The sequence below is a fragment of the Albidovulum sediminis genome, assembly GCF_025380365.1.
GTDB lineage: Bacteria > Pseudomonadota > Alphaproteobacteria > Rhodobacterales > Rhodobacteraceae > Albidovulum > Albidovulum sediminis.
Genome location: NZ_JAOCQF010000001.1, coordinates 1,139,838 through 1,166,144 on the forward strand (window position 1 = coordinate 1,139,838; position 26,307 = coordinate 1,166,144).

The 26,307-nt window shown below is 68.8% G+C and carries 28 protein-coding genes; 19 read left to right on the forward strand and 9 right to left on the reverse strand.

Going from position 1 to position 26,307, the window contains the following annotated elements; genetic code table 11:
- The first annotated feature begins 117 nt into the window (after positions 1 to 117).
- The 5 genes from N5I32_RS05665 to N5I32_RS05685 all read left to right on the forward strand — a co-directional run bounded on the left by N5I32_RS05665 (position 118) and on the right by N5I32_RS05685 (position 4,137).
- Positions 118 to 423, forward strand: a complete 306-nt coding sequence (locus N5I32_RS05665) for a DUF2849 domain-containing protein (RefSeq protein WP_261494420.1) — start codon at positions 118 to 120, stop codon at positions 421 to 423.
- Positions 416 to 2,086, forward strand: a complete 1,671-nt coding sequence (locus N5I32_RS05670) for a nitrite/sulfite reductase (protein ID WP_261494421.1) — start codon at positions 416 to 418, stop codon at positions 2,084 to 2,086. Before N5I32_RS05665 ends, N5I32_RS05670 begins: the two co-directional genes overlap by 8 nt.
- Positions 2,076 to 2,861 (forward strand): phosphoadenylyl-sulfate reductase, encoded by a 786-nt coding sequence (locus N5I32_RS05675; RefSeq protein WP_261494422.1) that lies wholly within the window; start codon positions 2,076 to 2,078, stop codon positions 2,859 to 2,861. The genes N5I32_RS05670 and N5I32_RS05675 overlap by 11 nt, the downstream gene beginning before the upstream one ends.
- Positions 2,858 to 3,232 carry a DUF934 domain-containing protein gene (locus N5I32_RS05680; protein ID WP_261494423.1) on the forward strand — a complete coding sequence of 125 codons (375 nt, stop codon included), beginning with the start codon at positions 2,858 to 2,860 and terminating at the stop codon, positions 3,230 to 3,232. Before N5I32_RS05675 ends, N5I32_RS05680 begins: the two co-directional genes overlap by 4 nt.
- Positions 3,233 to 3,324: 92 nt before the next feature.
- A complete protein-coding gene (locus N5I32_RS05685) occupies positions 3,325 to 4,137 on the forward strand; it encodes a ferredoxin--NADP reductase (RefSeq protein ID WP_369414253.1) in 813 nt (270 codons plus the stop codon).
- Positions 4,138 to 4,206: 69 nt separating this feature from the next.
- Here the strand turns inward: N5I32_RS05685 and N5I32_RS05690 are convergent, their stop codons facing one another.
- Complete coding sequence (locus N5I32_RS05690; RefSeq protein ID WP_261494424.1) at positions 4,207 to 4,749, reverse strand: hypothetical protein; 543 nt, start codon at positions 4,747 to 4,749, stop codon at positions 4,207 to 4,209.
- Positions 4,750 to 4,878: 129 nt separating this feature from the next.
- Between N5I32_RS05690 and infC the strand changes: the two genes are divergently transcribed.
- The 3 genes from infC (at position 4,879) to N5I32_RS05705 (ending at position 7,448) form a co-directional block, all read left to right on the forward strand.
- Complete coding sequence (gene infC / locus N5I32_RS05695) at positions 4,879 to 5,460, forward strand: translation initiation factor IF-3 (protein ID WP_261494425.1); 582 nt, start codon at positions 4,879 to 4,881, stop codon at positions 5,458 to 5,460.
- A 95-nt stretch (positions 5,461 to 5,555) separates the two neighbouring features.
- On the forward strand, positions 5,556 to 6,341 hold the full coding sequence (locus tag N5I32_RS05700) for a 23S rRNA (adenine(2030)-N(6))-methyltransferase RlmJ (RefSeq protein WP_261494426.1): 786 nt from the start codon (positions 5,556 to 5,558) through the stop codon (positions 6,339 to 6,341).
- An 87-nt stretch (positions 6,342 to 6,428) separates the two neighbouring features.
- Positions 6,429 to 7,448 carry an ATP-grasp domain-containing protein gene (locus tag N5I32_RS05705; protein WP_261494427.1) on the forward strand — a complete coding sequence of 340 codons (1,020 nt, stop codon included), beginning with the start codon at positions 6,429 to 6,431 and terminating at the stop codon, positions 7,446 to 7,448.
- A gap of 157 nt (positions 7,449 to 7,605) precedes the next feature.
- Here N5I32_RS05705 and N5I32_RS05710 read toward each other — a convergent pair whose 3' ends face one another.
- Positions 7,606 to 8,076, reverse strand: coding sequence for a DUF1203 domain-containing protein (locus tag N5I32_RS05710; RefSeq protein ID WP_261494428.1), 471 nt, complete (start codon positions 8,074 to 8,076; stop codon positions 7,606 to 7,608).
- 97 nt (positions 8,077 to 8,173) lie between these two features.
- Complete coding sequence (locus N5I32_RS05715) at positions 8,174 to 9,940, reverse strand: OmpA family protein (protein WP_261494429.1); 1,767 nt, start codon at positions 9,938 to 9,940, stop codon at positions 8,174 to 8,176.
- 357 nt (positions 9,941 to 10,297) lie between these two features.
- On the opposite strand from N5I32_RS05715, the gene N5I32_RS05720 reads away from it, so the two are divergent.
- Positions 10,298 to 11,263, forward strand: coding sequence for a phosphoadenosine phosphosulfate reductase (locus tag N5I32_RS05720; RefSeq protein WP_261494430.1), 966 nt, complete (start codon positions 10,298 to 10,300; stop codon positions 11,261 to 11,263).
- Here N5I32_RS05720 and N5I32_RS05725 read toward each other — a convergent pair.
- Both N5I32_RS05725 and N5I32_RS05730 read right to left on the reverse strand, forming a co-directional pair.
- Positions 11,260 to 11,556 (reverse strand): hypothetical protein, encoded by a 297-nt coding sequence (locus N5I32_RS05725; protein ID WP_261494431.1) that lies wholly within the window; start codon positions 11,554 to 11,556, stop codon positions 11,260 to 11,262. The two genes, N5I32_RS05720 and N5I32_RS05725, sit on opposite strands and share 4 nt — an antisense overlap.
- Before the next feature lie 125 nt (positions 11,557 to 11,681).
- Positions 11,682 to 12,539 (reverse strand): DUF2189 domain-containing protein, encoded by an 858-nt coding sequence (locus N5I32_RS05730; protein ID WP_261494432.1) that lies wholly within the window; start codon positions 12,537 to 12,539, stop codon positions 11,682 to 11,684.
- A gap of 149 nt (positions 12,540 to 12,688) precedes the next feature.
- Between N5I32_RS05730 and pyrC the strand changes: the two genes are divergently transcribed.
- The 8 genes from pyrC (at position 12,689) to N5I32_RS05770 (ending at position 20,107) form a co-directional block, all read left to right on the forward strand.
- Positions 12,689 to 13,729, forward strand: a complete 1,041-nt coding sequence (pyrC, locus tag N5I32_RS05735) for a dihydroorotase (RefSeq protein ID WP_261494433.1) — start codon at positions 12,689 to 12,691, stop codon at positions 13,727 to 13,729.
- Between the two features lie 109 nt (positions 13,730 to 13,838).
- Positions 13,839 to 14,519 (forward strand): orotate phosphoribosyltransferase, encoded by a 681-nt coding sequence (locus N5I32_RS05740; RefSeq protein ID WP_261494434.1) that lies wholly within the window; start codon positions 13,839 to 13,841, stop codon positions 14,517 to 14,519.
- Between the two features lie 179 nt (positions 14,520 to 14,698).
- The gene (locus tag N5I32_RS05745; protein ID WP_261494435.1) at positions 14,699 to 16,183 is read left to right on the forward strand and encodes a replicative DNA helicase; all 1,485 of its coding nucleotides are present in this window, start codon (positions 14,699 to 14,701) and stop codon (positions 16,181 to 16,183) included.
- A 51-nt stretch (positions 16,184 to 16,234) separates the two neighbouring features.
- Entirely contained in the window at positions 16,235 to 17,017 is a 783-nt protein-coding gene (locus N5I32_RS05750) for a DUF1194 domain-containing protein (protein ID WP_261494436.1), read from the forward strand.
- Between the two features lie 69 nt (positions 17,018 to 17,086).
- Positions 17,087 to 18,133 carry an alanine racemase gene (gene alr, locus N5I32_RS05755; protein ID WP_261494437.1) on the forward strand — a complete coding sequence of 349 codons (1,047 nt, stop codon included), beginning with the start codon at positions 17,087 to 17,089 and terminating at the stop codon, positions 18,131 to 18,133.
- Positions 18,130 to 18,918: an MlaE family ABC transporter permease gene (locus tag N5I32_RS05760; protein ID WP_261494438.1), complete on the forward strand. Its 789-nt coding sequence runs from the start codon at positions 18,130 to 18,132 to the stop codon at positions 18,916 to 18,918. The genes alr and N5I32_RS05760 overlap by 4 nt, the downstream gene beginning before the upstream one ends.
- On the forward strand, positions 18,915 to 19,661 hold the full coding sequence (locus N5I32_RS05765) for an ABC transporter ATP-binding protein (protein WP_261494439.1): 747 nt from the start codon (positions 18,915 to 18,917) through the stop codon (positions 19,659 to 19,661). The genes N5I32_RS05760 and N5I32_RS05765 overlap by 4 nt, the downstream gene beginning before the upstream one ends.
- Before the next feature lie 20 nt (positions 19,662 to 19,681).
- Complete coding sequence (locus N5I32_RS05770) at positions 19,682 to 20,107, forward strand: paraquat-inducible protein A (RefSeq protein ID WP_261494440.1); 426 nt, start codon at positions 19,682 to 19,684, stop codon at positions 20,105 to 20,107.
- Between the two features lie 82 nt (positions 20,108 to 20,189).
- Here the strand turns inward: N5I32_RS05770 and ispG are convergent, their stop codons facing one another.
- From ispG to hemA, 3 genes are all read right to left on the reverse strand, one after another.
- Positions 20,190 to 21,323 carry a flavodoxin-dependent (E)-4-hydroxy-3-methylbut-2-enyl-diphosphate synthase gene (gene ispG / locus N5I32_RS05775; RefSeq protein ID WP_261494441.1) on the reverse strand — a complete coding sequence of 378 codons (1,134 nt, stop codon included), beginning with the start codon at positions 21,321 to 21,323 and terminating at the stop codon, positions 20,190 to 20,192.
- Between the two features lie 76 nt (positions 21,324 to 21,399).
- A complete protein-coding gene (locus tag N5I32_RS05780) occupies positions 21,400 to 22,623 on the reverse strand; it encodes a helix-turn-helix domain-containing protein (protein ID WP_261494442.1) in 1,224 nt (407 codons plus the stop codon).
- A 112-nt stretch (positions 22,624 to 22,735) separates the two neighbouring features.
- The gene (gene hemA, locus N5I32_RS05785; RefSeq protein ID WP_261494443.1) at positions 22,736 to 23,959 is read right to left on the reverse strand and encodes a 5-aminolevulinate synthase; all 1,224 of its coding nucleotides are present in this window, start codon (positions 23,957 to 23,959) and stop codon (positions 22,736 to 22,738) included.
- A gap of 208 nt (positions 23,960 to 24,167) precedes the next feature.
- Between hemA and N5I32_RS05790 the strand changes: the two genes are divergently transcribed.
- Positions 24,168 to 25,541: a M20/M25/M40 family metallo-hydrolase gene (locus tag N5I32_RS05790; RefSeq protein WP_261494444.1), complete on the forward strand. Its 1,374-nt coding sequence runs from the start codon at positions 24,168 to 24,170 to the stop codon at positions 25,539 to 25,541.
- Complete coding sequence (locus tag N5I32_RS05795; RefSeq protein ID WP_261494445.1) at positions 25,538 to 26,005, forward strand: GNAT family N-acetyltransferase; 468 nt, start codon at positions 25,538 to 25,540, stop codon at positions 26,003 to 26,005. The genes N5I32_RS05790 and N5I32_RS05795 overlap by 4 nt, the downstream gene beginning before the upstream one ends.
- On the opposite strand, the gene N5I32_RS05800 is transcribed toward N5I32_RS05795, so the two are convergent.
- Positions 26,002 to 26,307: hypothetical protein (locus N5I32_RS05800; RefSeq protein ID WP_261494446.1), on the reverse strand; the 306-nt coding region annotated here is incomplete at its 5' end. The genes N5I32_RS05795 and N5I32_RS05800 overlap by 4 nt on opposite strands.

Here is a 26,307-nt window from a genome sequence, read left to right on the forward strand (position 1 = left end):
CAGGCGTTCCACACCGCCCGGACAGAAGAACAATCGTCCTTATTCGCGCGGGGCAATGGCGGAGATACGGGAAAATTTCCTATATTGGAAGGGCAATTTCACCACCACGAGTCCGCCATGGCCCGCAGCTACACGCCGAAGATCGTCACCGCGAACGCGCTTATCGAGGGCGACGTGGTCTACCTGACCGCCGACGACCGCTGGTCGCGCCGGCACGAGGAGGCCGAGTTGATCGAGGACGAGGCGCATGCCCAGCTGCGCCTGCTGCATGCGCAGGCGCAGAAGAACCTGATCGTGGGCGCCTATCTCGCCGATGCGAAGGCCGGGCCCAACGGCCCCGAACCCGTCCACTTCCGCGAGGCGTTCCGCACCCGCGGCCCCTCGAACTACGCGCACGGCAAGCAGGAGGCCGGTCATGTATAAGTATTCCGACTTCGATGCCGCCTTCGTGGCCGAACGCAACGCGCAGTTCCGCGGCCAGGTCGAACGCCGCCTCTCGGGCGCGCTGACCGAGGACGAGTTCCGCCCCCTCCGCCTGATGAACGGGCTCTACCTCCAGCTTCACGCCTACATGCTGCGCGTGGCCATCCCCTATGGCACGCTGTCCTCGGCGCAGATGCGGCAACTGGCCTACATCGCCGAACGCTGGGACAAGGGCTACGGCCATTTCACCACGCGCCAGAACATCCAGTACAACTGGCCGAAACTGACCGACGTGCCCGACATCCTCGATGCGCTGGCCGAGGTGCAGCTGCACGCGATCCAGACCTCCGGCAACACCATCCGCAACGTCACCGCCGACCATTTCGCCGGTGCCGCCGCCGATGAGGTCGAGGATCCGCGCCCGACGGCCGAACTGATCCGGCAATGGTCCACCGACCACCCGGAGTTCCAGTTCCTGCCGCGCAAGTTCAAGATCGGCATCACCGGCGCGCCCAACGACCGCGCGGTGATCAAGTCGCACGACATCGGCCTGCGCCTGGTGCGCGGCGGGTCGGGCCGTGTCGGCTACGAGGTGATCGTGGGCGGCGGGCTTGGCCGCACGCCGATGATCGGCCAGGTGATCCGGCCCTTCCTGAGGAAGGAAGACCTGCTGCCCTATCTCGAGGCCATCGTCTCTGTCTACAACCTGATGGGCCGGCGCGACAACAAGTACAAGGCGCGCATCAAGATCACCGTGTTCGAGAACGGGATGGAAGCCTTCCGCGACGCCGTCGAGGAACGCTTCAAGGCCACCCGCGCCGAATTCTCCGGCGTCGACCAGGAGATCCTGCGGGAAATCGAGGCGCAGTTCGCCGCCCCCGCCTTCCGCAACGCGCCCGAGGAAGGTTACGAGGCCGTCCGCGCCGCCGACCCGGTGTTCCGGGCCTGGACCGACACCAACCTCGCCGCCCACCGCGCGCCCGGCTACGCGATCGTCACCGTCTCACTCAAAGCCCATGGCGAGACGCCGGGCGACGCGACGGCGGCGCAGATGCGGACGCTGGCCGACCTCGCCGACCGCTACGGCCACGGCGAACTTCGGATCAGCCACGAACAGAACGTGATCCTGCCGCATGTCCACAAGTCCGACCTACCCGCGCTCCACGCGGTGCTGAAGGACGCGGGGCTGGCCACCGCCAACGTTGGCCTCATCTCCGACATCATCGCCTGCCCCGGCATGGATTACTGCGCGCTTGCCACCGCCCGCTCGATCCCAGTGGCGCAGGAAATTGCGACCCACTTCAAGGCCATCGGCCTTGAGGAGGAGATCGGCGCGCTGAAGATCAAGATCTCGGGCTGCATCAACGCCTGCGGACACCATCACGTCGGCCACATCGGCATCCTCGGCCTCGACCGCGCGGGGGTGGAGAACTACCAGATCACGCTGGGCGGCGACGCGACCGAAAACGCCCGCATCGGCGAGCGTGCCGGCCCCGGTTTCGCCTACGATCAGGTCGTGCCGGCGATCGAACGGCTTCTGCGCGCCTATCTCGCCCTGCGGCTTGGCCGGACGGAAACCTTCGCCGACGCCTATCAGCGTCTGGGGGCGGAACCGTTCAAGGCCGCCCTCTACCCCGCCGAGGCCGCCCGAGATGCCGCTTGACGAACGTGCCGGCGCGCTTGCCCGCAAGGTCGCGGACCTCAACGACCGTTATCGCCACCATTCGGCGACGGCGGTCCTCGAACGCGCGCTGAAGGACCCGGAGGTCGGCGATCTTGCGCTTGTCTCGTCCTTCGGGGCGGAATCGGTCGTGCTCCTGCACCTCGTCTCGGTGATCGCGCCGGGCACGCCGGTCCTGTTCATCGACACGCGGATGCTGTTTGCCGAGACGCTGGCCTACCAGCAGGAGCTTGCGGCCACGCTGAACCTGACCGACATCCGCACCATCCGCGCCGACCTGACGCTTCTGGGCCGCGACGACCCGGACGGAACGCTGCACCAGTTCTCGACCGATGCCTGCTGCGGGCTTCGCAAGGTGGCCCCGCTCGAACAGGCGCTGAAGGGGTTCGACGGCTGGATCACCGGCCGCAAGCGGTTCCAGAACGCCGACCGCGCCGCGATCGACTTCTTCGAGGTCGAGGACGGCCGCAGGCTCAAGGTCAACCCGCTGGCCCACTGGGGCCGCGCGGACCTTGAGGACTACATGGTCAACAACCGCCTGCCGCGCCACCCGCTGGTGGCGAAGGGCTACCCCTCGATCGGCTGCGCGCCCTGCACCACCGCGGTCAAGCCAGGCGAGGACCCCCGCGCGGGCCGCTGGCGCGGCACCGCCAAGGACGAATGCGGCATCCACTTCATCAACGGCCGCGTCGTGCGCGGCCCGCTGCCCGCCGAAGAGGCGCTGGCAGCCAGCGAGGACAAGGAGAACGCGGCATGAGCGTGATCGTGCGCGACGACGGCTTTCACGTCGACGACTTCCAGGGCGGGGCCGCCATCGACATCGCCGCCGATACCCAGCCCGCCGACCTGCCCGCCCGCTTCGACGGGGTGGAGATGATCCGCGTGTCCTTCCCCGTCTTCAGCGACGGGCGCGGCTTTTCGCTCGCGCGGCATCTGCGCGCGCGCGGCTTTACCGGGCGGCTGAGGGCGCAAGGCCACGTCATCGCCGACCAGTACGCGATGGCCCGCCGCGCCGGCTTCGACGAGGTCGAGATCGCCGAGGACCTGGCCGCGCGCCAGCCCGCCGACCAGTGGATCTTCCGCGCCGACTGGCGCGCGCATGACTATCGGTCGCGGCTCAAGGGCTGAAAAACGCTTTTCCCAACGCCCGAATGCCTGTAAAAGCGGGGCCGACGGCCCCGAATTTGTTTCTATACTAACAATCGACCCGAGGCTCCCCCGTGAACGACATCGCCGCCACCCCCGCCGTGAAGACCCTGCCGGATGCGCAGACCGTGACGCAGGTCCGACACTGGACCGACCGGCTGTTCTCGTTCCGCGTGACGCGGCCGCTCACGCTGCGCTTCCGCTCGGGAGAGTTCGTGATGATCGGCCTTCTGGACGACCGCGGCAAGCCGCTCCTGCGCGCCTATTCCATCGCCTCGCCGTCCTGGGACGAGGAGCTGGAGTTCTACTCGATCAAGGTGCCGGACGGGCCGCTCACCTCGAAGCTCCAGCATATCCAGCCGGGCGACGAGATCATCCTGCGCCCGAAGCCGGTCGGCACGCTCGTCCACGACGCGCTCCTGCCCGGCAAGCGGATCTGGTTCCTTGCGACCGGCACCGGCATCGCCCCCTTCGCGAGCCTCATGCGCGACCCCGAGACCTATGAGAAATACGACCAGGTGGTGATGATGCACACCTGCCGCGAACAGGCGGAACTGGCCTACGGGCGCGAGCTTGTCGAAAGCCTCGCGGACGATCCCTTGATCGGCGAGATGGTGGCGGGCAAGCTGCTCTACTACCCGACGACCACGCGCGAGACCTCCGACCGGATGGGCCGCATCACCGACAACCTGACCTCTGGCAAGGTCTTCGCCGATCTCGGCATCCCGCCGATGGACCCCGCGACCGACCGCGCCATGGTCTGCGGCTCGCTCGCCTTCAACATCGACGTGAAGGCAGTGCTCGAAGGCTTCGGCCTCCGCGAGGGCGCGAATTCCGAACCGCAGGAATACGTGGTCGAAAAGGCCTTCGTCGGCGACGGCATCTGAGGCCTGCCGACGGCACCATGCATAAGGCCGCGGACATCGCCCGCGGCCTTTGTCGTTCTGCGGCAGGGATCAGAGGCCGAGCGCGGCCTTGACCTGGTCGATCACCGACTGAACCAGCGCCGGGTTCGCCGCGGCGCCGTCGACGGCGGTCTTGAGCGTGGTCTTGGTCGCGTCATCCAGAGCCGAGCCGTCGATCGCGGCCTTCACCTTCGCGGCGTCGAAGCTGGCCGGGTCGAGGGCCGCGCCCAGATCGGCAGCGGCCTCGGCAGCCTTCGCGGCTTCGTCGGCAGCGGCGGCAGCAGCAGCCTCGGCAGCCTTCGCGGCCTCTTCGGCGGCCTTCGCGGCAGCGTCCTCGGCCGCCTTCGCAGCTTCTTCGGCGGCCTTGGCGGCGGCTTCCTCGGCGGCTTTCTGGGCCGCGGCGGCTTCCTCGGCCGCCTTGGCCGCGGCTTCCTCTTCGGCCTTCTTGGCAGCTTCGGCCGCGGCGGCCTCAGCCTCCTGGGCAGCCTTCTGGGCTGCGGCGGCTTCCTCGGCGGCCTTCTGCGCCGAATAGTAGTAGTAACCGCCACCCGCGAGCACGACGATCAAGAGGGCAATCAGAACGTTCCGGTTCATGGCACAATCCTTTCGATTGCAGCAGGATGTTTCATGCGCGCTGCTATGACACATCCAGCCGCCCGCGCAACCCCCTGCGCCCGAAGGGGCATGGAATCCGGGTTGAATCGGCCCTCGCCCGCGTCTATTTTGCGCGCCGAACCAACCGGCCGCCATAGAAGGAACGCCACCATAGCCCGCAGACCGCACAACGCCCCGCCGCAACGCGATACGGGACCCCGCGTCAACGAGCGCATCCGCTCCCCGGAAATCCGCCTGATCGGTGCGGACGGGGAAAACGTGGGCGTCGTCACACCGGCACGCGCCATGGCCATGGCCGAGGAGGCCGGGCTCGACCTGGTCGAGATCTCGCCCAACGCGGAGCCGCCGGTCTGCAAGATCATGGACTTCGGCAAGTTCAAGTACGAACAGCAGAAGAAGGAAGCCGAGGCGCGCAAGAAGCAGAAGATCATCGAGATCAAGGAAATCAAGTTCCGCCCCGGCACCGATACGCATGACTACGACGTCAAGATGCGCTCGGTGCGGAAATTCCTCGAGGAAGGCGACAAGGTGAAGATCACGCTCCGCTTCCGCGGCCGCGAGATGGCGCACCAGGAACTGGGCCTCGAACTTCTCAAGCGGGTGGCGGCCGATGTCGAGAGCGTCGCCAAGATCGAGAACATGCCGAAGCTCGAGGGCCGGCAGATGGTGATGATGATCGCACCTAGGTAAACCTCCGGGGTTTCCGGGGCGCGGACGCAGACCGCCGCGCCCTGATTCCTTTTCCCCGGCCAGACCGGCGCGAGCCGAACGATTTCGGGGGCGTGGTGCTTTCCTACCAGCACGGCTATCACGCGGGGAACCTGGCCGACGTGCACAAGCACGCGCTTCTGGCCACGATGCTCGATTACCTCACCCGCAAGGACAAGCCGCTCAGCTACATCGAGACGCATTCCGGCCGGGGTCTTTACCGCCTGGACGCGGAAGAGGCGCTGAAGACCGGCGAGGCAGAGGCAGGCATCGGGCGCCTTGGGGCCGCCTTCCCGCCCGGCCACCCCTATGCGCGTGTGCTGGCGCGGGTGCGGCAGGATCACGGATCCGCGGCCTATCCCGGTTCGCCGCTTGTCGCGGCCCTGCTCCTGCGCCCCGGCGACCGCATGCACCTGGCAGAGCTTCACCCCCGCGAACATGCCGCCCTGGTCGAAACGATGGCCCCCCATGGCGCCGATGTCCGCAAGGAAGACGGCGTCGCGATGGCGCTGGCGATCACCCCGCCGACACCCCGGCGCGGCCTTCTGCTGATCGACCCGAGCTACGAGGTGAAGGCCGAGTATGCGGCGGTCGCGCGGCTGGTCGGCGATGTGGCGCGCAAGTGGAACGTGGGGGTGATCGCGCTCTGGTATCCGATCCTGGCCTCGGGCGCGCACGGGCCGATGCTGCGGTCGCTGGAAGAACGGAACCTGCCCGGCGTGCTGCGCCACGAGGTCCGCTTTCCCCCCGCGCGCGCAGGCCACGGCATGACCGGCAGCGGCATGTTCATCGTCAACGCGCCCTTCGGGCTGGCCGACGAATGCGCCCGTCTCGACGCAATCTTCGCCAGGCTCGGGCGCTGATCCGCGGCGACCGCACTGGACAGCCGGCCCCGCCGCGTGTTCTTGAGCGAAGCAGAGTTTCACGTTCATTCATTTCGGATCATGTCCATGGCGAGCAGCAGACGGAAATCCGGTTCGGGCCTTCTTTATCGCGCCATTCCCGACGACGGGATCGTCCGCATCCGCATCGGCACCGACGGCCGGCCGGAGCCGCTCTATCCCAACCGCATGATCCTCGGCCGCGCGGTCGAACGCGACCTGTCCCGCGACGCGGCGACGTTCTGGTTCCCACCGCAGGGGGCGACCGAGGTGCAGGGCATTTCCTGGATCGTGAACTACTGCGCCGACGATGACGACTATGGCGCAGCACTGCGCGCGCTCCTGTCGGGGTTCGGCGACCGCGTGCCGATCTTCAACCATCCCGCCGCCGTCGCTGACAGCCGCCGCGACCGCGTGGCGCGGCTTCTGGACGGCATCCCCGGCCTTGTCGTGCCGCGCTGCATCCGCGTCGTTCCCGAAAGCGCCGACGCCTTCCAGAAGGCCTTTGCCGCAAGCGGGATGCGCTATCCCGTGCTGGTCCGCCCGGCCTCGTCGCAATCGGCAGAGGGGCTGATCCGGGTCGACCACCCCTTCGGCTGGGAGGCGCTGTTCGCGACCCCCTGGCTGCGCCGACCGCATTACATCACCGAATTCGTCGACACCCGCCGCACCAGCGGCGACTACCTGAAACTGCGGCTCTGCTTCATCGGCGACGAGATCACGCTGCGCTCCTACCGGGCGACGCCGGGCTGGCTGAACAAGGGCATGATCGAGGCGATACCGGCCGACTTCGACATCATGTTTGCCGCGCGCGACCGCTTTGCGCAGTGGGGGGCGCTCCAGCGTGTCGCGCGCGACATTCACGCCCGGCTCCGGCTCGACTTCTTCGGCGCCGACATCGGCGTGATGGAAGACGGCCGCTTCGTCCTTTACGAGGCGAACGCGGCCATGACGATGGCCGAACCCGTGGTGCTGACCCCGGACCTGATCCGCCGGATGCAACCCGTCATCGACGAGGTGGAAGGCGGCCTCAGGCGGCACCTGGCCGATCCGTCGCGCTGGCGCATGGCGCCCGGGCGCGCGGGATGAAAAAAACGCTGCGGGGGGAGGCCCGCAGCGTTTTCAGGACCGACAGCCGGAAGGGGGGGCTGTCTTTAGGTTCACGCGGCGTCAAACGCCAGCCAGGGAGAGACGCGAACCCGTGCTCTCAACATAGCGATTCCCGCCGGCCCTGCCTTGACTTGTGTCAAACCGCCGGACGCATCCGCGTCAGAAAACAGTTGTTTCGCGCCGACCGGACGTCGACGAAGGCCACTTCCGGCTGCGACAAAAGCGCCCGCGCCCGCGCCTCGACCGCTTCGGCGGGAACGACGCCGCCGGTGCCGTAGACGATCCGGTGATCCGCGCCATAGCCCTTGAGGAGGTAGTCGGGGCTCGCGCGAAGGACGGGCGGAACGCCTTCGCCGGTCCAGGGCGCGCAGTCCCCGGCGCACAGGAAGATCGGCCCGGTTTCCGCATAGGGCTGTGGCTCTGGGAAGGGCCGGTGCGCGCAGACCAGCATCTCCGCCCCCTCGGGGATCAGGTCGAGGCAGTGGCGGCAGGGGTTGCCGGTGCCTTCCGCTTTCAGGCGTTCGGCGGGCTGGCCGTTGGCATCGGGCCCGCCCGCGCGCAGCGCGCGGACGGTTTGCGTGGCGATCGGTTCGAAGATCAGGTGCATCGGGGTCTCCCTTTCGGTTGCCCCGACACCCTCGCCGACGCCGCGCGCGACGGCGACCCGATCCTTGCGCAAAGGCCGCCCCGGCCTCCGCCTTCGCTCAGCCCTCGGTCAGAAGCGGCGTGATCCGGCGCACCGCCGCGCGGCGGTTGGCGCGTTCGTCGCCCTCGGTCGGGATCTTCAGGAACGCCTCGCCATAGCCCTGCACCACCAGGTTCTCGGGCGGCACGTCGAAATACTCGGTCAGCGCCAGCGCGACCGATTCCGCCCGCCGGTCCGACAGCGCGAGGTTCGAGGCGGCGGAGCCCACGGCGTCGGTATGCCCCTCGATCAGGAAGACCTCGGACGGGTCCTCGTCGACATAGCTGCGGATCAGCCGGCCAAGGCGCGACAGCGCCCGCGCCTGATCGGGCCTGATTGCGGCCGAGCCGGTCTCGAAGGTGATCGCGTCGAGGTCGATCACCGGCACCAGTTCGCGCACTTCGCGGATCTCGCGCACCTGGGCCAGGCTGAAGGCACGGCCAAAGCCTTCCTCGCGCGCAAGGGCCGCGCGCAGTTCCGCCTCGGTCAGGTCGGCCGACAGGTAGGTGTCGCGCGGCGGTGCGGGCAGGCGCGCGACATCGACCGGCTCGAAGTCGCGGGTGTCGTCGATGAGGAGCGTCTGCCGCCCGTCCGGGTCAATGTGGACGCGCCGGAGCACGCGATACTCGGCATCGCGGATGGTGACGATGCGCGACCCGTCCTCCCGGGTGACGGTGGTGCGGGTCGAACCGTCGTCGAAGGTTTCCGTCCGCACCCGCGATCCCGGCTGACGCAGCAGCGCGTTGTCGTCCTTGATGATCTGGTAGCTGCCATCGGGCCGCGTCACCACCACGCGGTCGCCCGAGTTCAACTCGACCTTGCGGTTGTTGGAGATGATCGCACCGATGGCGATCGCGCCAAGGCCGATCAGCAGCGCCTTTTCCCCCTTCGACAGGCCGTCATCGTCGTCGGCCGCGGCAGCGGGGGCGGCGGCGGTCTGGTTGACGCGGTTGGCGAAGTCCTCGTCCGAGGATCGTGCCGTTTCCTCGGTGACAACCTCCTCGGTCACCTCGGCACCGGCCACGGGTTCATCCTCCGGCACCTCCGCCGCGGCCGCGACCGGCGCCTCGCCCGTCGCCGCGTCGGGCTGCACCGGGAGTTCCGGGACGGCAGTCTCCTCGACCGCCTCGCCCGCCTGTTCGGCCAGCGCCTTGGCCAGGTCGTCCTCGCTGGTGACACCCGCGGCGGGTTCCCCGGCGGCAGGCTCGGCGGCGGAGTCTTCCGGCGCGGGCTCCTCGGCGGCAGGTTCTTCGACGATCACCTCCTCCGCGGCCGGTTCCTCGGCGGCGGGCTGCTCGGCGGCCGGTTCCTCAGCCACGGGCTCCTCGGCCGCAGGCTCTTCTGCCACCGGCTCCTCCGCGGCCGGTTCCTCGGCAGCGGGCTGCTCGGCGGCCGGTTCCTCAGCCACGGGCTCCTCGGCCACAGGCTCCTCTGCGGCGGGCGCCGCCTCGGCCTGAGCAGGGGCAGGCTCGGCGGCCGGTTCCTCCGCGGGCGCTTCTTCCGCGGGCGCCTCTTCCACAGGCGCGGCTTCGACCGGAGCCGCCTCCGCAGCCGGTTCCTCCGCGGGTGCTTCCTCCGCAGGGGCCGCCTCGGCCGGGGCTTCGGCGGCGGGGGCTTCGGCGGCGGGGGCTTCCTCCGGCGCCGGGATCGGCTCGACCCCTTCCGGGCAGGGCAAGGCGGAGCCGTCCGGGCAGATCAGGGGCGTTTCCTGCGCGACACCGGGCGCGGGCGCGATCAGGGACAGGCTGGCGATCAGGGCCGTCGTGGTTCTCATGGCGCGGGGCATCGTGGTCTCCTCGGTCTGTCCGGCGTTTCGGGCGATTCTTATCATCCCTCGGGGGCGATTGTCCCGCGCCGCGGGCCGCGGACCGCCGGGCGGCGCCTATCCGCCGAGGCGGCTGCGGCGCCACGCCCGGGGCTTCGCGCGGCGCCACGAGCCTTCGCCCACCAGCGAGTCAACCTCCGCACCGTCGCATGTCACCGGCGTCAACAGATATCCCGAATGGACGTCTTTGAATCTCCGGGCGAAACGATTTGCCCCAGAAATGCCCTGATTTCGCCCCGCTTGCGTCAGACTCCTTGCGCCCGCCGCGCAAGCGCAGGAAGAATGATCGCGGGTAAATGCCTCCATGGCGGGGACAGGATGCAGGACGACAGGCTGCGGGACAGCGACGTGCGGTCGCTGACGGATGCTGAATGGTTTCAAAGACTTGAAGCCATCGGGGAGGAGTCGGGGTACTTCGCCCCGCTCGGCTCCATGCATTCCGCCATGTTCCTCGACGACGCCTCCACCCTTCTCGTCACCTTCGACACCGTCAAGGGTATCCGCCAGTCGCAGGGCGCGCAACTTCCGCTCGGCCACCTGATCGCGAAAAGCCGCCGCTGGTCGCATCTCGGCCTGATCGCGCACCACGACACCTGGTTCCGCGACCGCTCCGTCTACGGCTTCTTCGACCGCCTGATCGAGGATGCCTTCTTCGAGGATTTCGACCAGGTCGTCTTTTACGGCGCCGGCATGTGCGGCTATGCCGCCGCCGCCTTTTCGGTCGCCGCCCCCGGCGCGACGGTGATCCTGATCCAGCCGCAGGCCACGCTCGACCCGCGCATCGCCGGATGGGATCCCCGCTTCACCGAGATGCGGCGGACGGACTTCACCGACCGCTACGGCTTTGCCCCCGACATGACCGAAGGCGCGGGGCCGGTCTACGTGATCTTCGATCCCGAACAATCGCTCGACGCGATGCACGCGGCCCTTTTCGCGCGGTCCTACACCACGCTCCTGCCCTGCCCGCATCTGGGCCGCGACATCGCCGGCGCGCTTGACGGCATGCGCATCCTGCCCTCGATCCTGACTGCCGCCGGCACCGGCGCCTTCGACGCGCGCCTGTTCCGCACCTTCTACCGCTCGCGCCGGAACTACCTGCCCTATCTGAAATCGCTGATGGCACGGCTCGACCGCGACGGGCGGCCGTATCTGAACGCCTTCCTGTGCAACAACGTCGCGCAGCGCCTGAACGCGCCCGACTTCGCGCGCCGCCTGGCCGAGATCGAGGCCGAACTGATCCGCGCCGGCCTTCCCTTCCCCCCGATCGCGACTGTCGGGGCCTAGCAGCGGTAGGCCTTGGCGTGCAGCTTGTAGACGTCTGCCCCTGGCGTCGCCTGCTCGAACACCACCGTGTTGGCCCCCGAATCGAGTGCCTCGGCCAGGATCGTGTTGCGCGCGTATTTCAGCGCCTCCTGCCCCAGCACCGGCCCGTAGAGCGAGGGCCGCATCGAGATGTCGCTGACATAGCTGCAAGCCAGCACCTCGCTCGCCTGCGCCTCGCGCACACCCGAGACACCGGTGAAGCCGGGGTCGTTGGTACACCCCGCCAGCACCGCCAGCCCCGCAAGCATGGACATTTTCCGCACGTTCCGCCCTCTCCTCGTCCCGACGGTCGCTGCCGCCTTGCGCACAGCATGCCAAAAACCCGTGCCCCGGCGCAAGCGACACCGGGGCACGGGCACGGATATCGGCGAAAAGCGTCCTAGTCGGCGGGCACGGCCAGCCGGTAGAGATGCCAGGTCGCGTGGCCGAGGACCGGCAGCGCCACCGCCAGCCCGAGCAGAAGCGGCAGCGACCCCGCCGCAAGGCAGGCCGCGACGATCGCCCCCCAGGCCGCGACCGGCCCCGGCGCTGCCCGCGCCACCCTGAGCGAGGTCAGGATCGCCACCGGCAAACCCACGTCCCGATCCAGCAGCAGCGGGAACGACACCACCGTGCCGGCCAGCACCACCGCCGCAAAGACCGCCCCCGCCGGAATGCCGATCGCGATCATCGCCCAACCCGCAGGCGTGGTGAGGATCTCCCTCAGGAAGGCGACGGCACTGGAAGGAACCTCGGGGCCCATCGTCGCCTGGAAGATCGCATAGGCCACCAGCAGCCAGGTCACGAAGACCGCCGCCAGCATCATCGCCCCGGCGAAGATCACGCCGAAGGCCGGCGAGGCCAGCACGCGGATCCCGTCAAGCCAGCCCGCGGGTTGCCCCGCCTCGCGCCGCCGGCTCATCTCGTAGAAACCGACCGCGGCGGCGGGCCCGACCAGCGCGAATCCCGCCGCGATCGGGAAGATCAGCGGCAGCAACGCCCCGTGCCAGGCCGCCCAGACCAGACAGGCGCCCGCGACCGGATAGAGCATCGCCGCGGCGATGACATCGGTGCGCAGTGCCCCGAAATCCTGAAGCCCTCGGCGCAGCGCCACGCCAAGGTCAGCATAGCTCAGCACCCTGACGGCGGGAACGGCGCCCGCCCCGCCCAGCCGGCGCGTGACATCGCCGATGTCGCGCCCGGCCCCCTGCAACTGCCTCAGGCCCCAGCTCAGGGGATTGCCGATTGTCTGGACCATGGTCGCCTCCGTTGATCCGGTTGGCAGACGCGCCTCTGCGGCGAGGGGATCGCCGCGCCCGGCCCGTCCCGATGCGGCCATCCTATCATGAATCCCCCCGATCCCGCCGCACGATTGCGCGACGCCGCGTGAACGGCTAAGGGGCAGGCATGACCCAGACCCTCACGCTCCGCCGCCCCGACGACATGCACCTGCACCTGCGCGACGGCGCGATGCTGGCTGCGGTCCTGCCCGAAAGCGCGCGCCACTTCGCCCGCGCCATCGTCATGCCGAACCTCGTGCCGCCGGTCGTCACCGGGGCCGAGGCCGCCGCCTACCGCGACCGGATCCTTGCCGCGCTGCCCGAGGGCATGGCGTTCGAACCGCTGATGACGCTCTACCTGACCGAGGCGACCGACCCCGCCGATGTCGCCGCCGCCCATGCCTCGGGCCTCGTCAAGGCGGTCAAGCTCTACCCGGCCGGCGCCACCACCAACTCCGCCTCGGGGGTGCGCGACTTCCAGAAGGTCCGCGCCGTCCTCGAGACGATGGCCGAGATCGGCCTGCCGCTTTGCGTCCACGGCGAGGTGACCGACCCCGCCGTCGACATCTTCGACCGCGAGGCGGTGTTCATCGACCGCGTGCTGGACCCGATCCGCCGCGCCACGCCGGGCCTGCGCGTGGTCATGGAGCACATCACAACCGAGGAGGGCGTGGACTACGCCCGCGCGGGCGGCGACGACCTTGGCGCGACGATCACCACCCACCACCTGATCATCAACCGCAACCACATCCTCGCCGGCGGCATCCGGCCGCACTACTACTGCCTGCCGGTCGCCAAGCGCGAGCGCCACCGCCTGGCGCTGCGCGCGGCCGCGACCAGCGGCCAGGCGCGCTTCTTCCTCGGCACCGACAGCGCGCCGCACCCCGACCACCTCAAGGAACACGCCTGCGGCTGCGCGGGCTGCTTCACCGCGACGAACACGATGCCCCTTCTCGCCCATGTGTTCGAGGAGGAAGGCGCGCTCGACCGGCTCGAAGCCTTCGCGGCGCTCAATGGCGCCGCCTTCTACCGGCTGCCCCCGAACCCCGGCACGCTGACGCTGATGAAGGGCGACGCCGCCCCCTTCCCGGCGAAGATCGAAACCGGCGCAGGCCCGGTGACCGTCTTCGACCCCGGCTTCCCGGTCCACTGGAAAGTGCTGGACTGACCTTTCATTCTGGTCCAAATACTCCCGCCGGAGGCTCCCGGCACCGGCCCCTGAAGCCTCCGGCGGGAGTATTTTCGCCAGACTGAAAGCCCGAAGCGAGGAGCGCCCGATGATCCCCACATCCTTCCCTCCGAAAGAAGAGATCGCCCGGCTGACGGCGCGGATGCTTTTGGAGATCCGGGCCGTGCATTTCAACGCGGCGGAGCCCTTCACGCTCGCCTCGGGGCTCCCCTCGCCCACCTATATCGACTGCCGCAAGCTGATCTCCTACCCCCGCATCCGTTCGACGCTGATGGATTTCCTCGCCGTCACGGTGATGCGCGAGGCGGGCTTCGAGGCATTCGACAACATCGCCGGTGGCGAGACGGCGGGCATCCCCTTCGCCGCGATGGTGGCCGAACGGCTGGCGCTGCCGATGACCTATGTCAGGAAGAAGCCCAAGGGTTACGGCCGCAATGCCCGCATCGAGGGCGTGATGACCGAAGGGGATCGCGTGCTTCTGGTCGAGGATCTGACCACCGACGGCGGATCGAAGCTGTCGTTCGTGGACGCGATCCGCGAGACCGGGGCCACCTGCGCCCATACGGCGGTGATCTTCTACTACGGCATCTTCCCCGAGACGATGCGGACGCTCGCCGGCCACGGCGTCGCGCTCCATCACCTCTGCACCTGGTGGGACGTTCTGGCGGAGGCGCGCGATTCGGGCGCCTTCGACGCCGAAACGCTGGCCGAGGTCGAAGCCTTCCTGCGCGACCCGCGCCCCTGGCAGGAAGCGCGAAAGAAGGGCTGATCCCGCTTTCGCGCCCGACAAGGGCTTGGCGGCGCCGGCATCGCAGATGTTGACAGGCCGGGGCCGGCACCCGCAATATGTGGGATCGACCGCTTATCCACAGTGCCGTCCACAGGCTTATACAAGTTGCGCCGCCCGTCGGGATGGCGCATATCCCTTGGCCGACAACGGGGGACGAGATGAACGACGTGGCGAAGATCCGGGCGGTGGAGCAGTCGCCCGAGCCCGAGGCGCTTCCGCACAACATCGAGGCCGAGCAGCAGCTTCTCGGCGCGATCCTGACCAATAACGACATCTACGACCGCATCGCCGCGCTGGTGAAGGCGGAGCATTTCTTCGAACCCGTCCACCGCCGCATCTACGAGATCGCGGTGGCGCGGATCCAGAAGAACGCGCTCGCCTCGCCGGTCACGCTCAAGGGTTTCCTCGAGGAGGACGAGGGGCTGAAGACGCTGGGCGGGCCGGCCTATCTGGCGCGCCTCGCCGGGGCGGCGATTTCCGCCTTCGCCGCGCGCGACTACGCGCAGATGATCTACGAACTTGCCGTCCGGCGCGAGCTGATCCGGCTCGGCCAGGACATTTCCGACCGCGCCCGCACCATCGAGGTGGAAAACGACCCCAAGGACCAGATCACCGAGGCCGAGCAGCGCCTTTATACGCTCGCCGAACAGGGCACCGCCGAACGCGGCTTCGTCTCGTTTCTCAAGGCCACGACCGAGGCGGTGCAATCCGCGCTTGCCGCCTATCAGCGCGAGGGCTCGCTCTCGGGCATCTCGACCGGGCTTGTCGATCTCGACAAGAAGCTGGGCGGGCTGCATCCCTCCGACCTCCTGATCCTCGCCGGGCGCCCGTCGATGGGCAAGACGTCGCTCGCCACCAACATCGCCTTCAACATCGCCCGCGCCTACCGCAAGGGCCAGCGCCCGGACGGCTCCGAAGGCGCGGTCGACGGCGGCGTCGTCGGCTTCTTCTCGCTCGAGATGTCGGCCGAGCAGCTGGCCGCGCGGATCCTGTCCGAGGCCTCCGAAGTGCCGTCGGAACAGATCCGCCGCGGCGACATGACCGAGGCCGAGTTCCGCCGCTTCGTCGAGGCGGCGAAGGCGCTGGAAGCCTGCCCGCTCTACATCGACGACACGCCGGCGCTGCCGATCAGCCAGGTCACCGCGCGCTGCCGGCGGCTGAAGCGCACCCACGGGCTCGACGTCGTCTTCGTCGACTACCTCCAGCTTCTGCGCGGCACCGGTCGGGGCGACAACCGGGTGCAGGAGATCGCGGAGATTTCCATGGGTCTCAAGGCCTTGGCCAAGGAACTGTCGATCCCGGTCGTCGCGCTGTCGCAGCTGTCCCGCCAGGTCGAAAGCCGCGACGACAAGCGCCCGCAGCTCTCCGACCTGCGCGAAAGCGGCTCGATCGAGCAGGACGCCGACGTCGTGATGTTCGTCTTCCGCGAGGAATACTACAAGGAACGCGAAAAGCCGGGCGACCACGACCTCGAGGCGATGGCGAAATGGCAGGAGGTCATGGAACAGGTCCACGGGCGCGCCGAGGTGATCATCGGCAAGCAGCGCCACGGCCCCATCGGCACGGTGGAACTGAGCTTCGAGGGCCGCTTCACCCGCTTCGGCAACCTCGCCAAGGCCTGGCAGGGCGACGGCGGGTTCTGATCGGGCGATTGTGACTGGACAGGGCCGGACCGCCTGCGCGACGCTTGGCCCATGCGCCTTGCCGCCCTGCTTTTCCTGATCCTGACCGCAGCCCCCCTGCGCGCGGAGGAGGTCGACCTTGAGCTTCTGCTGCTTGTCGACGTATCGCGCTCCATGTCCCCCGAGGAACTGGAGATCCAGCGCCAGGGCTATGCCCGCGCGCTGACCAGCGATGCGGTCGCCGCGGCACTCGGCCGCTCGCTTTCGGGCCACATCGCGCTGGCCTATGTCGAATGGGCGGGAGAACATCGCCAGACCGTCCTGCAGGACTGGACCCTGATCGCGGGGCGCGACGACCTTGCCGCCTTTGCCGCGGCGCTCCTGCGGGCGCCCTCCGTCACGCAAAGCCGCACCTCCATTGCCTCGGCGCTCCGCTTCGGCGCCTTCCTGATGGATGCGAACGCCCATGAGGGGCTGCGCCGCGTCATCGACATTTCCGGCGACGGGCCGAACAACCAGGGCGGCCTTGTCACCGAGGCGCGCGACGAGGTTCTGGCCGAGGGCATCACCATCAACGGCCTGCCGCTGATGACGCGCGACCCGCAAGGGGCACGCTGGCGGCTTGAGGATCTCGACGTCTACTACAGCCGCTGCGTGATCGGTGGGCCCGGCGCCTTTGTCGTTCCGGTGACGGAGTGGCGCGACTTCACCGATGCCGTCACCCGCAAGCTCGTCCTCGAGATCGCGGGCGTCTGGCCCGAACGGCTTTTCCCCGCGCAGACCGCGGCCCCCTACGACTGCCGGATCGGCGAAAAGATCTGGCAGGACAACCGCGACCTCTTCGACCTGCCCTGAGGGCACCGGGCGGGCCGGGTTGGGGCAAAGCGCTTGCCACCGGCGGGCGCGCCTGCGAAAAGACGCGCCATGAGCCAGGCCAAACTCACCATCGACCTCGACGCCGTCGCCGCCAACTGGGCCGCCCTCGCGCGCCTGTCGGGCGGGGCCGAGGCTGGCGCCGTGGTCAAGGCCGATGCCTACGGGCTCGGCATGGAGCGCGTCGCGGCCCGCCTCGCCTCGGAAGGCGCGCACAGCTTCTTCGTCGCCGAGGCGGCAGAGGGGGCCGCGCTGCGTGCTGTGGTGGGTCCGGCGGCCGACATCTATGTCTTTTCCGGCCACATGGCCGGCGATGCCCCGGCGATCGAGGGGGCCGGCCTGATCCCGCTCCTGAATTCCCCCGAACAGGCCGCGCGCCATCGCGCCGCCCTGCCCGACCATCCCTTCGGGGTCCAGCTCGACACCGGCATGAACCGTCTGGGGATGGAAGAGGACGACTGGCGCGCATCTTCCGGCGACCTGCTGCCGCTGCAGCCGCGGCTCCTGATTTCGCACCTTGCCTGCGCGGACGAGCCGGACCATCCGATGAACGCGCTCCAGCTGGCAGCGTTCCGGCGGATGACCGACGGCACCGGCACGCGCCGGTCGCTGGCCGCAACGGGGGGCATCCTGCTTGGCCCCGACTACCACTTCGACCTGACGCGGCCCGGCATCGGCAGCTACGGCGGCCTGCCCTTTGCCGAGGCGCAGCCGGTCGTCCGCCTGTCGATTCCGGTGATCCAGGTCCGGACCGTCGAGGCCGGCGAGACGGTGGGCTACGGCAACGCCTGGACGGCCCCGCGCACTGCCCGCATCGCAACGCTGGGCGCGGGCTATGCCGACGGGCTCCTGCGCGCGCTTTCGGGGCGCGGGCAGGTATACGCGGGCGATACCGCTTGCCCGCTGGTCGGGCGGGTGTCGATGGACCTGATGGCGGCCGATGTCACCGATCTCGCCCATCCGCCCGAACGGCTCGACATCCTCTGCCCCGCGCAGGGGGTGGACGCGCTGGCCGGGGCCGCCGGCACCATCAGCTACGAGATCCTGACCGCGCTCGGGCGCCGCTATACCCGCCACTACACCGGAGACGGCGCATGACGACCCTCCTCCTCGCGCCGCTCCGCGGGATCGGCCGTACCACCCTTGGCGCGCTGGCCGCCATCGGCCGCATCGCGCTTTTCGGCGGCTCCGCGATCAGCCATATCCTGCGCCCACCCTTCTACCCGAAGGAATTCCTGCAGGCGCTTGTTCATATAGGTTATTTCAGCCTTCCCGTGGTGGGGATGACCGCCCTGTTCACCGGCGGCGCCCTGGCGCTCCAGATCTATTCCGGCGGCGCGCGTTTCTCGGCCGAAACCGTCGTCCCCTCCATCGTCGCGATCGGCATGGTGCGCGAGCTTGGTCCCGTGCTCGGCGGCCTCATGGTCGCGGCGCGCGTCGCTTCCTCCATCGCGGCCGAGATCGGCACGATGAAGGTGACCGAACAGATCGACGCGCTGGTGACACTCTCGACCCACCCGATGAAGTATCTCACGGCGCCCCGCGTGCTGGCCGCGACCCTCGCGGTGCCTGCACTGGTGGCGGTGGGCGACAGTATCGGTATCTTCGGCGGCTACCTCGTCGGCGTGAACCGGCTCGGCTTCAACCCCGCCACCTACCTGAAGAACACGCGCGACTTCCTCGAGACCTGGGACATCGTCTCGGGCCTGTGGAAGGGCGCGGCCTTCGGCTTCATCGTCGCGGTGACGGGTTGCTACTACGGCATGAACTCCGGCCGCGGCGCGCAGGGCGTGGGCCGGGCCACAAAGGCCGCCGTGGTCGCGGCCTCGGTCCTCATCCTCGCCACCAACTACATCCTGACCGAGCTTTTCTTCTCCGCATGATCACGCTTTCTGGCATCCACAAGTCCTTCGGGCCGAACCAGGTCCTCCGCGGCGTCGACCTCGTCGTGCCGACCGGGCAAAGCATGGTCATCATCGGCGGCTCCGGCACCGGAAAATCAGTTCTTCTCAAATGCATCCTCGGCCTTGTTCAACCGGACGCCGGGAGCATCTCCATCGACGGAGAGGATGCCACCACCGCCGCCCGCGACGTCTTCCTCGCGCGCTTCGGCATGCTCTTCCAGGGTGGCGCGCTCTTCGACTCTCTGCCCGTCTGGCAGAACGTGGCCTTCCGCCTCCTGCGCGGGTCGCTGAAGCGCCCGCGGGCCGAGGCGCGCGAGATCGCGATCGAGAAACTACGCCGCGTCGGCCTCAAGCCCGAGACGGCAGACCTCTACCCGGCCGAGCTTTCGGGCGGCATGCAAAAACGCGTGGGCCTCGCCCGCGCCATCGCCGCCGAGCCCGAGATCATCTTCTTCGACGAACCGACGACCGGGCTCGACCCGATCATGGCGGGTGTCATCAACGAGCTGATCCGCGAGATCGTGACCGAGATGGGGGCGACCGCCATGGCCATCACCCACGACATGTCCTCGGTCCGCGCCATCGCCGACCGCGTGGCCATGCTACACGGCGGGGTCATCCAGTGGACGGGACCGATCTCGGAAATGGACGCGACGCCAGACCCTTACGTCCAGCAGTTCATCCACGGCCGCGCCGAGGGCCCGATCGAGGCCGTCCGCTGACCGTCCCCGGAACCCCCGCCATGCTCCGCTTCGCCAACCTCGCGCTTCTGGTCCTCTTTCCGGTCGCCTGGTTCGCGCCGATGCTACGCGCGGGCCTGCTGCCGTTCTTTGCGCTCGACGAAATCTCGGTCCTCACCGGCCTCCAGGCGATCTGGGAAAAAGACATCGCGCTCGCGCTCGTGGTCACTTTCCTTGCCCTCTTCGCGCCCTATGCCAAGGTTCTGGGCCTCGCGCTGGTACAGTTCGGCCTGGCCTCGCCCCGCCTCCTGCCCGCGCTGCACGCGCTCGGGAGGCTGGCCATGGCCGACGTCTTCCTGATCGCCATCTACATCGTCGCCGCCAAGGGCGTCGGTGTCGGCCGGCTGGAGACCGCCTGGGGGCTTTACCTCTTCACCGCCTGCGTGATTGCAAGCTTCCTGATCGCGCGGAAAAGCAACGCGCACTAGGCCCCGCCCCCTTCATTCTGGCGAAAATACTCCGGGGGTGAATGCGGCGAAGCCGCAGAGGGGGCAGCGCCCCCTTCCCCCTCTATTCGGCGGCTTCCGCGCGGGCGGCCTCGATCTCGGCCGCGCGACGCTCCACCAGGTCGACGATGTGATCGACCATCTCGGCGTTCGACATGCGGTGGCTCTGCTTGCCCGCCAGATAGACCATGCCGGTCCCGGCGCCGCCGCCGGTGAAGCCGATGTCGGTCATCAGCGCCTCGCCCGGTCCGTTCACGACGCAGCCGATGATCGACAGGCTCATCGAGGTGGTGACATGCGCCAGCCGTTCTTCCAGCGCCGAGACCGTCTTGATGACGTCGAACCCCTGCCGCGCGCAGGACGGGCAGGAGATGATGGTGACGCCGCGGTGGCGCAGGCCCAGCGACTTCAGGATCTCGAAGCCGACCTTCACCTCCTCGACCGGATCGGCCGAGAGCGAGACGCGGATGGTGTCGCCGATCCCCATCCACAGAAGGTTGCCAAGCCCGATCGCCGATTTCACCGTCCCCGACATCAGCCCCCCGGCCTCGGTGATACCCAGGTGGATGGGCGCATCCGTCGCCTCGGCCAGTTGCTGATAGGCGGCGGCGGCCAGGAACACGTCGGAGGCCTTCACGCTGATCTTGAACTCGTGAAAGTCGTTGTCCTGCAACAGCTTGATGTGGTCGAGGCCGCTTTCCACCATCGCCTCGGGGCAGGGTTCGCCGTATTTTTCCAGGAGGTGGCGCTCCAGCGAGCCGGCGTTCACGCCGATGCGGATCGAACAGCCGTGGTCGCGGGCGGCCTTCACCACCTCGCGCACACGGCTCGCCGAGCCGATGTTGCCGGGGTTGATGCGCAGGCAGGCGGCACCCGCCTCGGCCGCCTCGATGGCGCGGCGGTAGTGGAAATGGATGTCGGCGACGATGGGCACCGGGCTTTCAGCCACGATCTCGCGCAGGGCCCGGGTCGATGCCTCGTCGGGGGTGGAGACGCGGACGATGTCGGCCCCGGCGATGGCCGCGCGCTGCACCTGCTCCAGCGTCGCCTTCACGTCGGTGGTCAGCGTGTTCGTCATCGTCTGCACCGAGATCGGCGCGTCGCCGCCCACGGCGACCTTGCCCACCATGATCTGGCGCGACTTGCGGCGGTAGATGTTGCGCCAGGGGCGGACGTGGTTCAGATGGTCGGAAGACATGGGCGGCCTCGCTTCCCGTCGCGGTCAGCGCCTAGATAGTGCCTTGGCCGGTGAAGGGCAATCGGCGGCGACGGGCTTACTGGTCCGCGGGCGCCGCTTCGACGGCCGTCGCCTCGGCCACGGCGACGAACTGCGCCAGGTCGGCGTCCTGCGACACATCGGCCACCGCGAAGGCCGCGGTCAGGGCTTCGGGCGCCAGCGCGAGGTTCTTGACGACCTGCGCCCCCTCGGCGGCCGGGCCGTAGGTCTGGCCGGCGACGGCGAAATAGACCGAGCCGGAGTTGCCGGCGCGCAGGACCGGGGGCGCATCCATCGCCGGAACGGCATAGCGTTCGCCCGCGTCGAGGATCTTCTCGAAAAGCACGGTTCCGTCCGCGGCCGACACCCGCACCCAGGAGGGGCGCACGGCCAGGATCTCGACCCCCGGTGCTGCCTCGGCCACCACCTGCACCGGCGTTTCGCCAAGCGCGGGAACCTCGGCCACGGGGGCGGTGTCGCCCGCGGTCGCGGCCTCGGCCAGCGCGCCGACGGTGCGCGGGTCGATGGCGGCAATGGGCCCGTCGCGCGCGACAAGAACCGGCACGTCCAGCGCCTCGGGGCGGTAGAGACGGTCGTAGATCTCGGGCGAGGTCGGCGCATCGGTGCCCGGCAGCGCCGCCAGATCGCCGGGTGCCGCCACCGACTGGCCCGACAGGACCGCGCCGGCGGTGGCGAGCGGATCAAGCTCGGCCACGATGCCCGGCGCCTGGTCGACCGGGGCCAGCTGCACGCGCTGCACCTCCTGCAGGAGCGACCAGCCGCCGTAACCGATCCCCGAAATGAGGACGAGCAGCACCGCGATCGACCCCAGCGCGCCGGGCTGGATGTTCGACAGCATCGCCTCACCGCGCGGGACGAAGGGAACGGAGGGCTGGGCGAGCGCGTCGGCACCTTCGCGCGGGGTCCGCTGCGGCCGCGTCTTCGGGCCGGAGGCGGCGGGCGACATGCCGTGATGGACGGCAAAGTTCGCCTCGGTGCAAAACTTGGCATAGGCCCATTCGGGGTCGAGCCCGAGGTAGCGCGCGTAGGAGCGCACGTAGCCCGCAACGAAACCGGGCGTCTCGAAGGCCGAAGCATCGGCGTTTTCGATCGCGGCGATGTAGCTGGCCTTGATCTTGAGTTCGCGCTGCACGTCGAGAAGTGACTTCGACAGCGTCGCGCGTTCGCCGCGCATGACGTCGCCGAGCCGCAGGTCGTAGTCATCAAACCCCTTGGGTTTGTCGACCCCCTGCGTCGAAGGATGGACCCTCCGCCCGATCATGCCACTGCCCCTGGACCGTTATCCCCAATATGCCCGACGATTCGGGTCATCGCGCTCAGCCGTATTCAGGATTCCATAACACAGGGCAAGGCGGAATGCGACCGCCGAACCCTCACGCGGACAGTTGTTGGCGGTTCAGCGCGCAATGCGACCAGAGCGCGTCCATCGCCTTGACCAGACGGTCGATATCCTCGGCCGTGTGGACCGGTGAGGGGGTGAAGCGCAACCGCTCCGTCCCCCGCGGGACGGTCGGGAAGTTGATCGGCTGGACGTAGATCCCGTAGTGTTCCAGCAGCATGTCCGAGATCTTCTTGCAGTGCACCGGGTCGCCCACGTGCACCGGCACGATATGGGTGCCGTGGTCGATGATGGGCAGGCCAAGCGCCTTCAGCCGCGCCTTGAGAATGCGCGCATTCTCCTGCTGCTTGTCGCGCAGGTGCTGCGCCGTCTTCAGGTGGCGGACCGAGGCTGCCGCCCCCGCCGCCACCGCCGGCGGCAGCGAAGTGGTGAAGATGAAGCCCGGCGCGTAGGAGCGGATGGCGTCGCACATCTTCGCCGAGGCTGCGATATAGCCGCCCATCACCCCGAATGCCTTGGCAAGCGTGGCGTTGATGATGTCGATGCGCCCCATCAGGCCCAGTTTCTCGGCAACGCCGGCGCCGCGGGGGCCGTACATGCCGACCGCGTGCACCTCGTCGAGATAGGTCAGCGCGCCGAATTCCTGCGCGATGTCGCAGATCGCCTCCATCGGGCTGATGTCGCCGTCCATCGAATAGACGCTCTCGAAGGCGATCAGCTTCGGCGTCGCCGGGTCGTCGGCCGCCATGAGTTCGCGCAGATGCGCGAGGTCGTTGTGCCGCCAGATGCGCTTGGCGCCGCCGTTGCGCTTGATCCCCTCGATCATCGAGGCGTGGTTGAGTTCGTCCGAATAGATGATGAGACCGGGGAACAGCTTCGGCAGGGTCGACAGCGTGGCGTCGTTGGCGATGTAGGCCGAGGTGAAGAGAAGCGCTGCTTCCTTCTGGTGCAGGTCGGCGATCTCCGCCTCGAGCCGCTTGTGATAGACCGTCGTGCCCGAGATGTTGCGCGTGCCGCCCGAGCCTGCGCCGGTGGCGTCGATCGCCTCATGCATGGCGGAGAGCACGACCGGATGCTGGCCCATGCCGAGGTAATCATTGCCGCACCAGACGGTGATTTCCTTCCGGCTGCCGTCGGGGCGGTTCCACATCGCCTTGGGGAAATGCCCGCGCTGACGCTCGATGTCGATGAACGTGCGGTAACGACCCTCGTCGTGCAGGCGCTTGAGCGCCGCGTCGAGCTGTGCGTTGAAGTCCATGTCCGTCTCCTCGGCGCCGTTTATTTGTGTCGCTTCTACGGCTTTCGTTCGCGTGCGACCTTGATAAAGGTCAAAGCGCCCGATGGCGAGGGTACAATTTGCCGCGTCCCCCCGCAGTCGCCGCCGCCGCGGGCCCCGGCGCCCCGGCGCTGGACATGGCCGGTCCGCCTGCTAACGTGCCCCCGCCGCATAGCCTGAGGAGCCCGCCATGAGCCTTGATGCCGTCCTGTCCCGCATCGACGAAACCCTGCCCGAAGCCCTTGATCGGCTGTTCGGGCTGCTGCGCATCCCCTCGATCTCGACCGATCCGGCCTATCGGGGCGACTGCGCGAGGGCGGCAGACTGGCTGGTTCAGGACCTGCAATCGCTGGGCTTCGAGGCCGCGGCGCGGCCCACGCCGGGCCATCCGATGGTGGTGGCCCATGGCGGCGCGGGCGGCCCGCACCTGCTGTTCTACGGCCATTACGACGTGCAGCCGGTCGATCCGCTGAGCCTCTGGCACCGCGACCCGTTCGACCCGGCGATCGAGGAGACGGCGAAGGGCAAGGTGATCCGCGCGCGCGGCTCGTCCGACGACAAGGGCCAGTTGATGACCTTCCTCGAGGCCTGCCGGGCGTGGAAGGCGGTGCACGGCGCCCTGCCCTGCAGGCTGACGATCCTGCTGGAGGGGGAGGAGGAATCGGGTTCGCCCTCGCTGGTGCCGTTCCTGAAGGACAACGCGGAGGAGCTTTCGGCCGATCTGTCGCTGATCTGCGATACCGGGCTGTTCGATTCCGCCCGCCCCGCGATCACCACCATGCTGCGCGGTCTTGCCAAGGTGGAGTTCACCATAAGCGCCGCCGACCGCGACCTGCATTCGGGCATGTACGGCGGCCTTGCGCGCAACCCGATCCATGTGCTGACCCGCATCCTTGGCCGCCTGCACGACGATCACGGGCGGGTGCAGGTGCCGGGCTTCTACGACGATGTCGACGAACTGCCCGAGGCGATCCGCGCGCAGTGGCAGTCGCTTGCCTTCGACCACCGCACGTTCCTGGGCGATGTCGGCCTGTCCATCCCTGCGGGCGAGGACGGGCGCACGCCGCTCGAGATGATCTGGTCGCGCCCGACGGCCGAGGTGAACGGCATCTGGGGCGGCTATACCGGGGCGGGCTTCAAGACCGTGCTGCCGGCCGAAGCGCATGCCAAGGTGTCGTTCCGGCTCGTCTCGCGGCAGGATCCCCAGAAGGTGCTGGAGGCCTTCCGCGGCTGGATCGCGGCGCAACTGCCCGCCGACTGCGAGCTGGCCTGGGCCGAACCCGGCGGCAGCCAGGCCTCGGTGATGGAGATCGCCAACCCCGCCTTCGAGGCCGCGCGGGCGGCCTTGGGCGAGGAATGGGGCCGGCAGGCCGCCTTCGTCGGCTCGGGCGGGTCGATCCCGATCGCGGGCTATTTCAAGTCGATCCTCGGCATGGACGCGATGCTGGTGGGATTCGGCAAGGACGACGACCAGATCCATTCCCCGAACGAGAAATACGACCTCGAAAGCTTCCACCACGGGATCCGCAGCTGGGCGCGCATCCTCGACCGGATCGCCAGATGACGGGCGAGGCGGCTGACGGCCTGAAGATCCGCGACGCGACCGCAGGCGACGAGGGCGCGTGGCGCGGCCTCTGGGCGGGGTTCCTGGCCTTCTACGACAAGACCCTGCCCGAGGCGGTGACGGCGCGGACCTGGGCGCTGATCCTCGACCCCGGCCATCCGATGTCGCTCCGGATCGCGGAGATGGACGGGGCGGCGGTGGGCTTCACCCTCTGGCAGACGCATGATTCCAGCTGGGTTCCCGCGCCCGACCTTTATCTCGAGGATATCTTCGTCAGTCCCGCGATGCGCGGGCGCGGGGTCGGGCGCGCACTGATCGCCGATCTGGTGGCGATCGGCCGCGCGCGGGGCTGCGCGCGCATCTACTGGATGACCGAGGAAACCAACACCACCGCGCGCCGGCTTTATGACCGCTTCGCCACCTCCGACGGGCATATCCGCTACCGCGCGGACCTGGGCGGCTAGCCGCGCGCCAGCGCCATCCGCGCAAGCTTCGCGATCAGCAGCAGCCACGGCGCCGCGTGCAGCGCCAGATCGAAGATGTCGAGCGGCCGGGTCAGCGTGCCAGCCGCCAGCATCTTCAGCTTTTCCCAGATGTGCGGCTCGGGGAAGAAGGGCGCAAGGCCCAGCGTGAGCGCGGCGAGCACAGCGATGGAAATCGGGATCCGGTCGATCAGTTCCATGCCTGCCTCCGCTGCACTGCGCCCTTCCAGCCGGCCGCGGCGCGGCGACGGACGGCGCGCGCAAAGGCAGAAGGAAAGGGAAAT

Coding starts and splice junctions, on each gene's coding strand:
- N5I32_RS05665 (WP_261494420.1), top strand. CDS start 118: ATGGCCCGCAGCTACACGCCGAAGATCGTCACCGCGAACGCGCTTATC.
- N5I32_RS05670 (WP_261494421.1), top strand. CDS start 416: ATGTATAAGTATTCCGACTTCGATGCCGCCTTCGTGGCCGAACGCAAC.
- N5I32_RS05675 (WP_261494422.1), top strand. CDS start 2,076: ATGCCGCTTGACGAACGTGCCGGCGCGCTTGCCCGCAAGGTCGCGGAC.
- N5I32_RS05680 (WP_261494423.1), top strand. CDS start 2,858: ATGAGCGTGATCGTGCGCGACGACGGCTTTCACGTCGACGACTTCCAG.
- N5I32_RS05690 (WP_261494424.1), bottom strand. CDS start 4,749: ATGAACCGGAACGTTCTGATTGCCCTCTTGATCGTCGTGCTCGCGGGT.
- N5I32_RS05705 (WP_261494427.1), top strand. CDS start 6,429: ATGGCGAGCAGCAGACGGAAATCCGGTTCGGGCCTTCTTTATCGCGCC.
- N5I32_RS05710 (WP_261494428.1), bottom strand. CDS start 8,076: ATGCACCTGATCTTCGAACCGATCGCCACGCAAACCGTCCGCGCGCTG.
- N5I32_RS05715 (WP_261494429.1), bottom strand. CDS start 9,940: ATGCCCCGCGCCATGAGAACCACGACGGCCCTGATCGCCAGCCTGTCC.
- N5I32_RS05720 (WP_261494430.1), top strand. CDS start 10,298: ATGCAGGACGACAGGCTGCGGGACAGCGACGTGCGGTCGCTGACGGAT.
- N5I32_RS05725 (WP_261494431.1), bottom strand. CDS start 11,556: ATGTCCATGCTTGCGGGGCTGGCGGTGCTGGCGGGGTGTACCAACGAC.
- N5I32_RS05730 (WP_261494432.1), bottom strand. CDS start 12,539: ATGGTCCAGACAATCGGCAATCCCCTGAGCTGGGGCCTGAGGCAGTTG.
- pyrC (WP_261494433.1), top strand. CDS start 12,689: ATGACCCAGACCCTCACGCTCCGCCGCCCCGACGACATGCACCTGCAC.
- N5I32_RS05740 (WP_261494434.1), top strand. CDS start 13,839: ATGATCCCCACATCCTTCCCTCCGAAAGAAGAGATCGCCCGGCTGACG.
- N5I32_RS05745 (WP_261494435.1), top strand. CDS start 14,699: ATGAACGACGTGGCGAAGATCCGGGCGGTGGAGCAGTCGCCCGAGCCC.
- N5I32_RS05750 (WP_261494436.1), top strand. CDS start 16,235: ATGCGCCTTGCCGCCCTGCTTTTCCTGATCCTGACCGCAGCCCCCCTG.
- alr (WP_261494437.1), top strand. CDS start 17,087: ATGAGCCAGGCCAAACTCACCATCGACCTCGACGCCGTCGCCGCCAAC.
- N5I32_RS05760 (WP_261494438.1), top strand. CDS start 18,130: ATGACGACCCTCCTCCTCGCGCCGCTCCGCGGGATCGGCCGTACCACC.
- N5I32_RS05765 (WP_261494439.1), top strand. CDS start 18,915: ATGATCACGCTTTCTGGCATCCACAAGTCCTTCGGGCCGAACCAGGTC.
- N5I32_RS05770 (WP_261494440.1), top strand. CDS start 19,682: ATGCTCCGCTTCGCCAACCTCGCGCTTCTGGTCCTCTTTCCGGTCGCC.
- ispG (WP_261494441.1), bottom strand. CDS start 21,323: ATGTCTTCCGACCATCTGAACCACGTCCGCCCCTGGCGCAACATCTAC.
- N5I32_RS05780 (WP_261494442.1), bottom strand. CDS start 22,623: ATGATCGGGCGGAGGGTCCATCCTTCGACGCAGGGGGTCGACAAACCC.
- hemA (WP_261494443.1), bottom strand. CDS start 23,959: ATGGACTTCAACGCACAGCTCGACGCGGCGCTCAAGCGCCTGCACGAC.
- N5I32_RS05790 (WP_261494444.1), top strand. CDS start 24,168: ATGAGCCTTGATGCCGTCCTGTCCCGCATCGACGAAACCCTGCCCGAA.
- N5I32_RS05795 (WP_261494445.1), top strand. CDS start 25,538: ATGACGGGCGAGGCGGCTGACGGCCTGAAGATCCGCGACGCGACCGCA.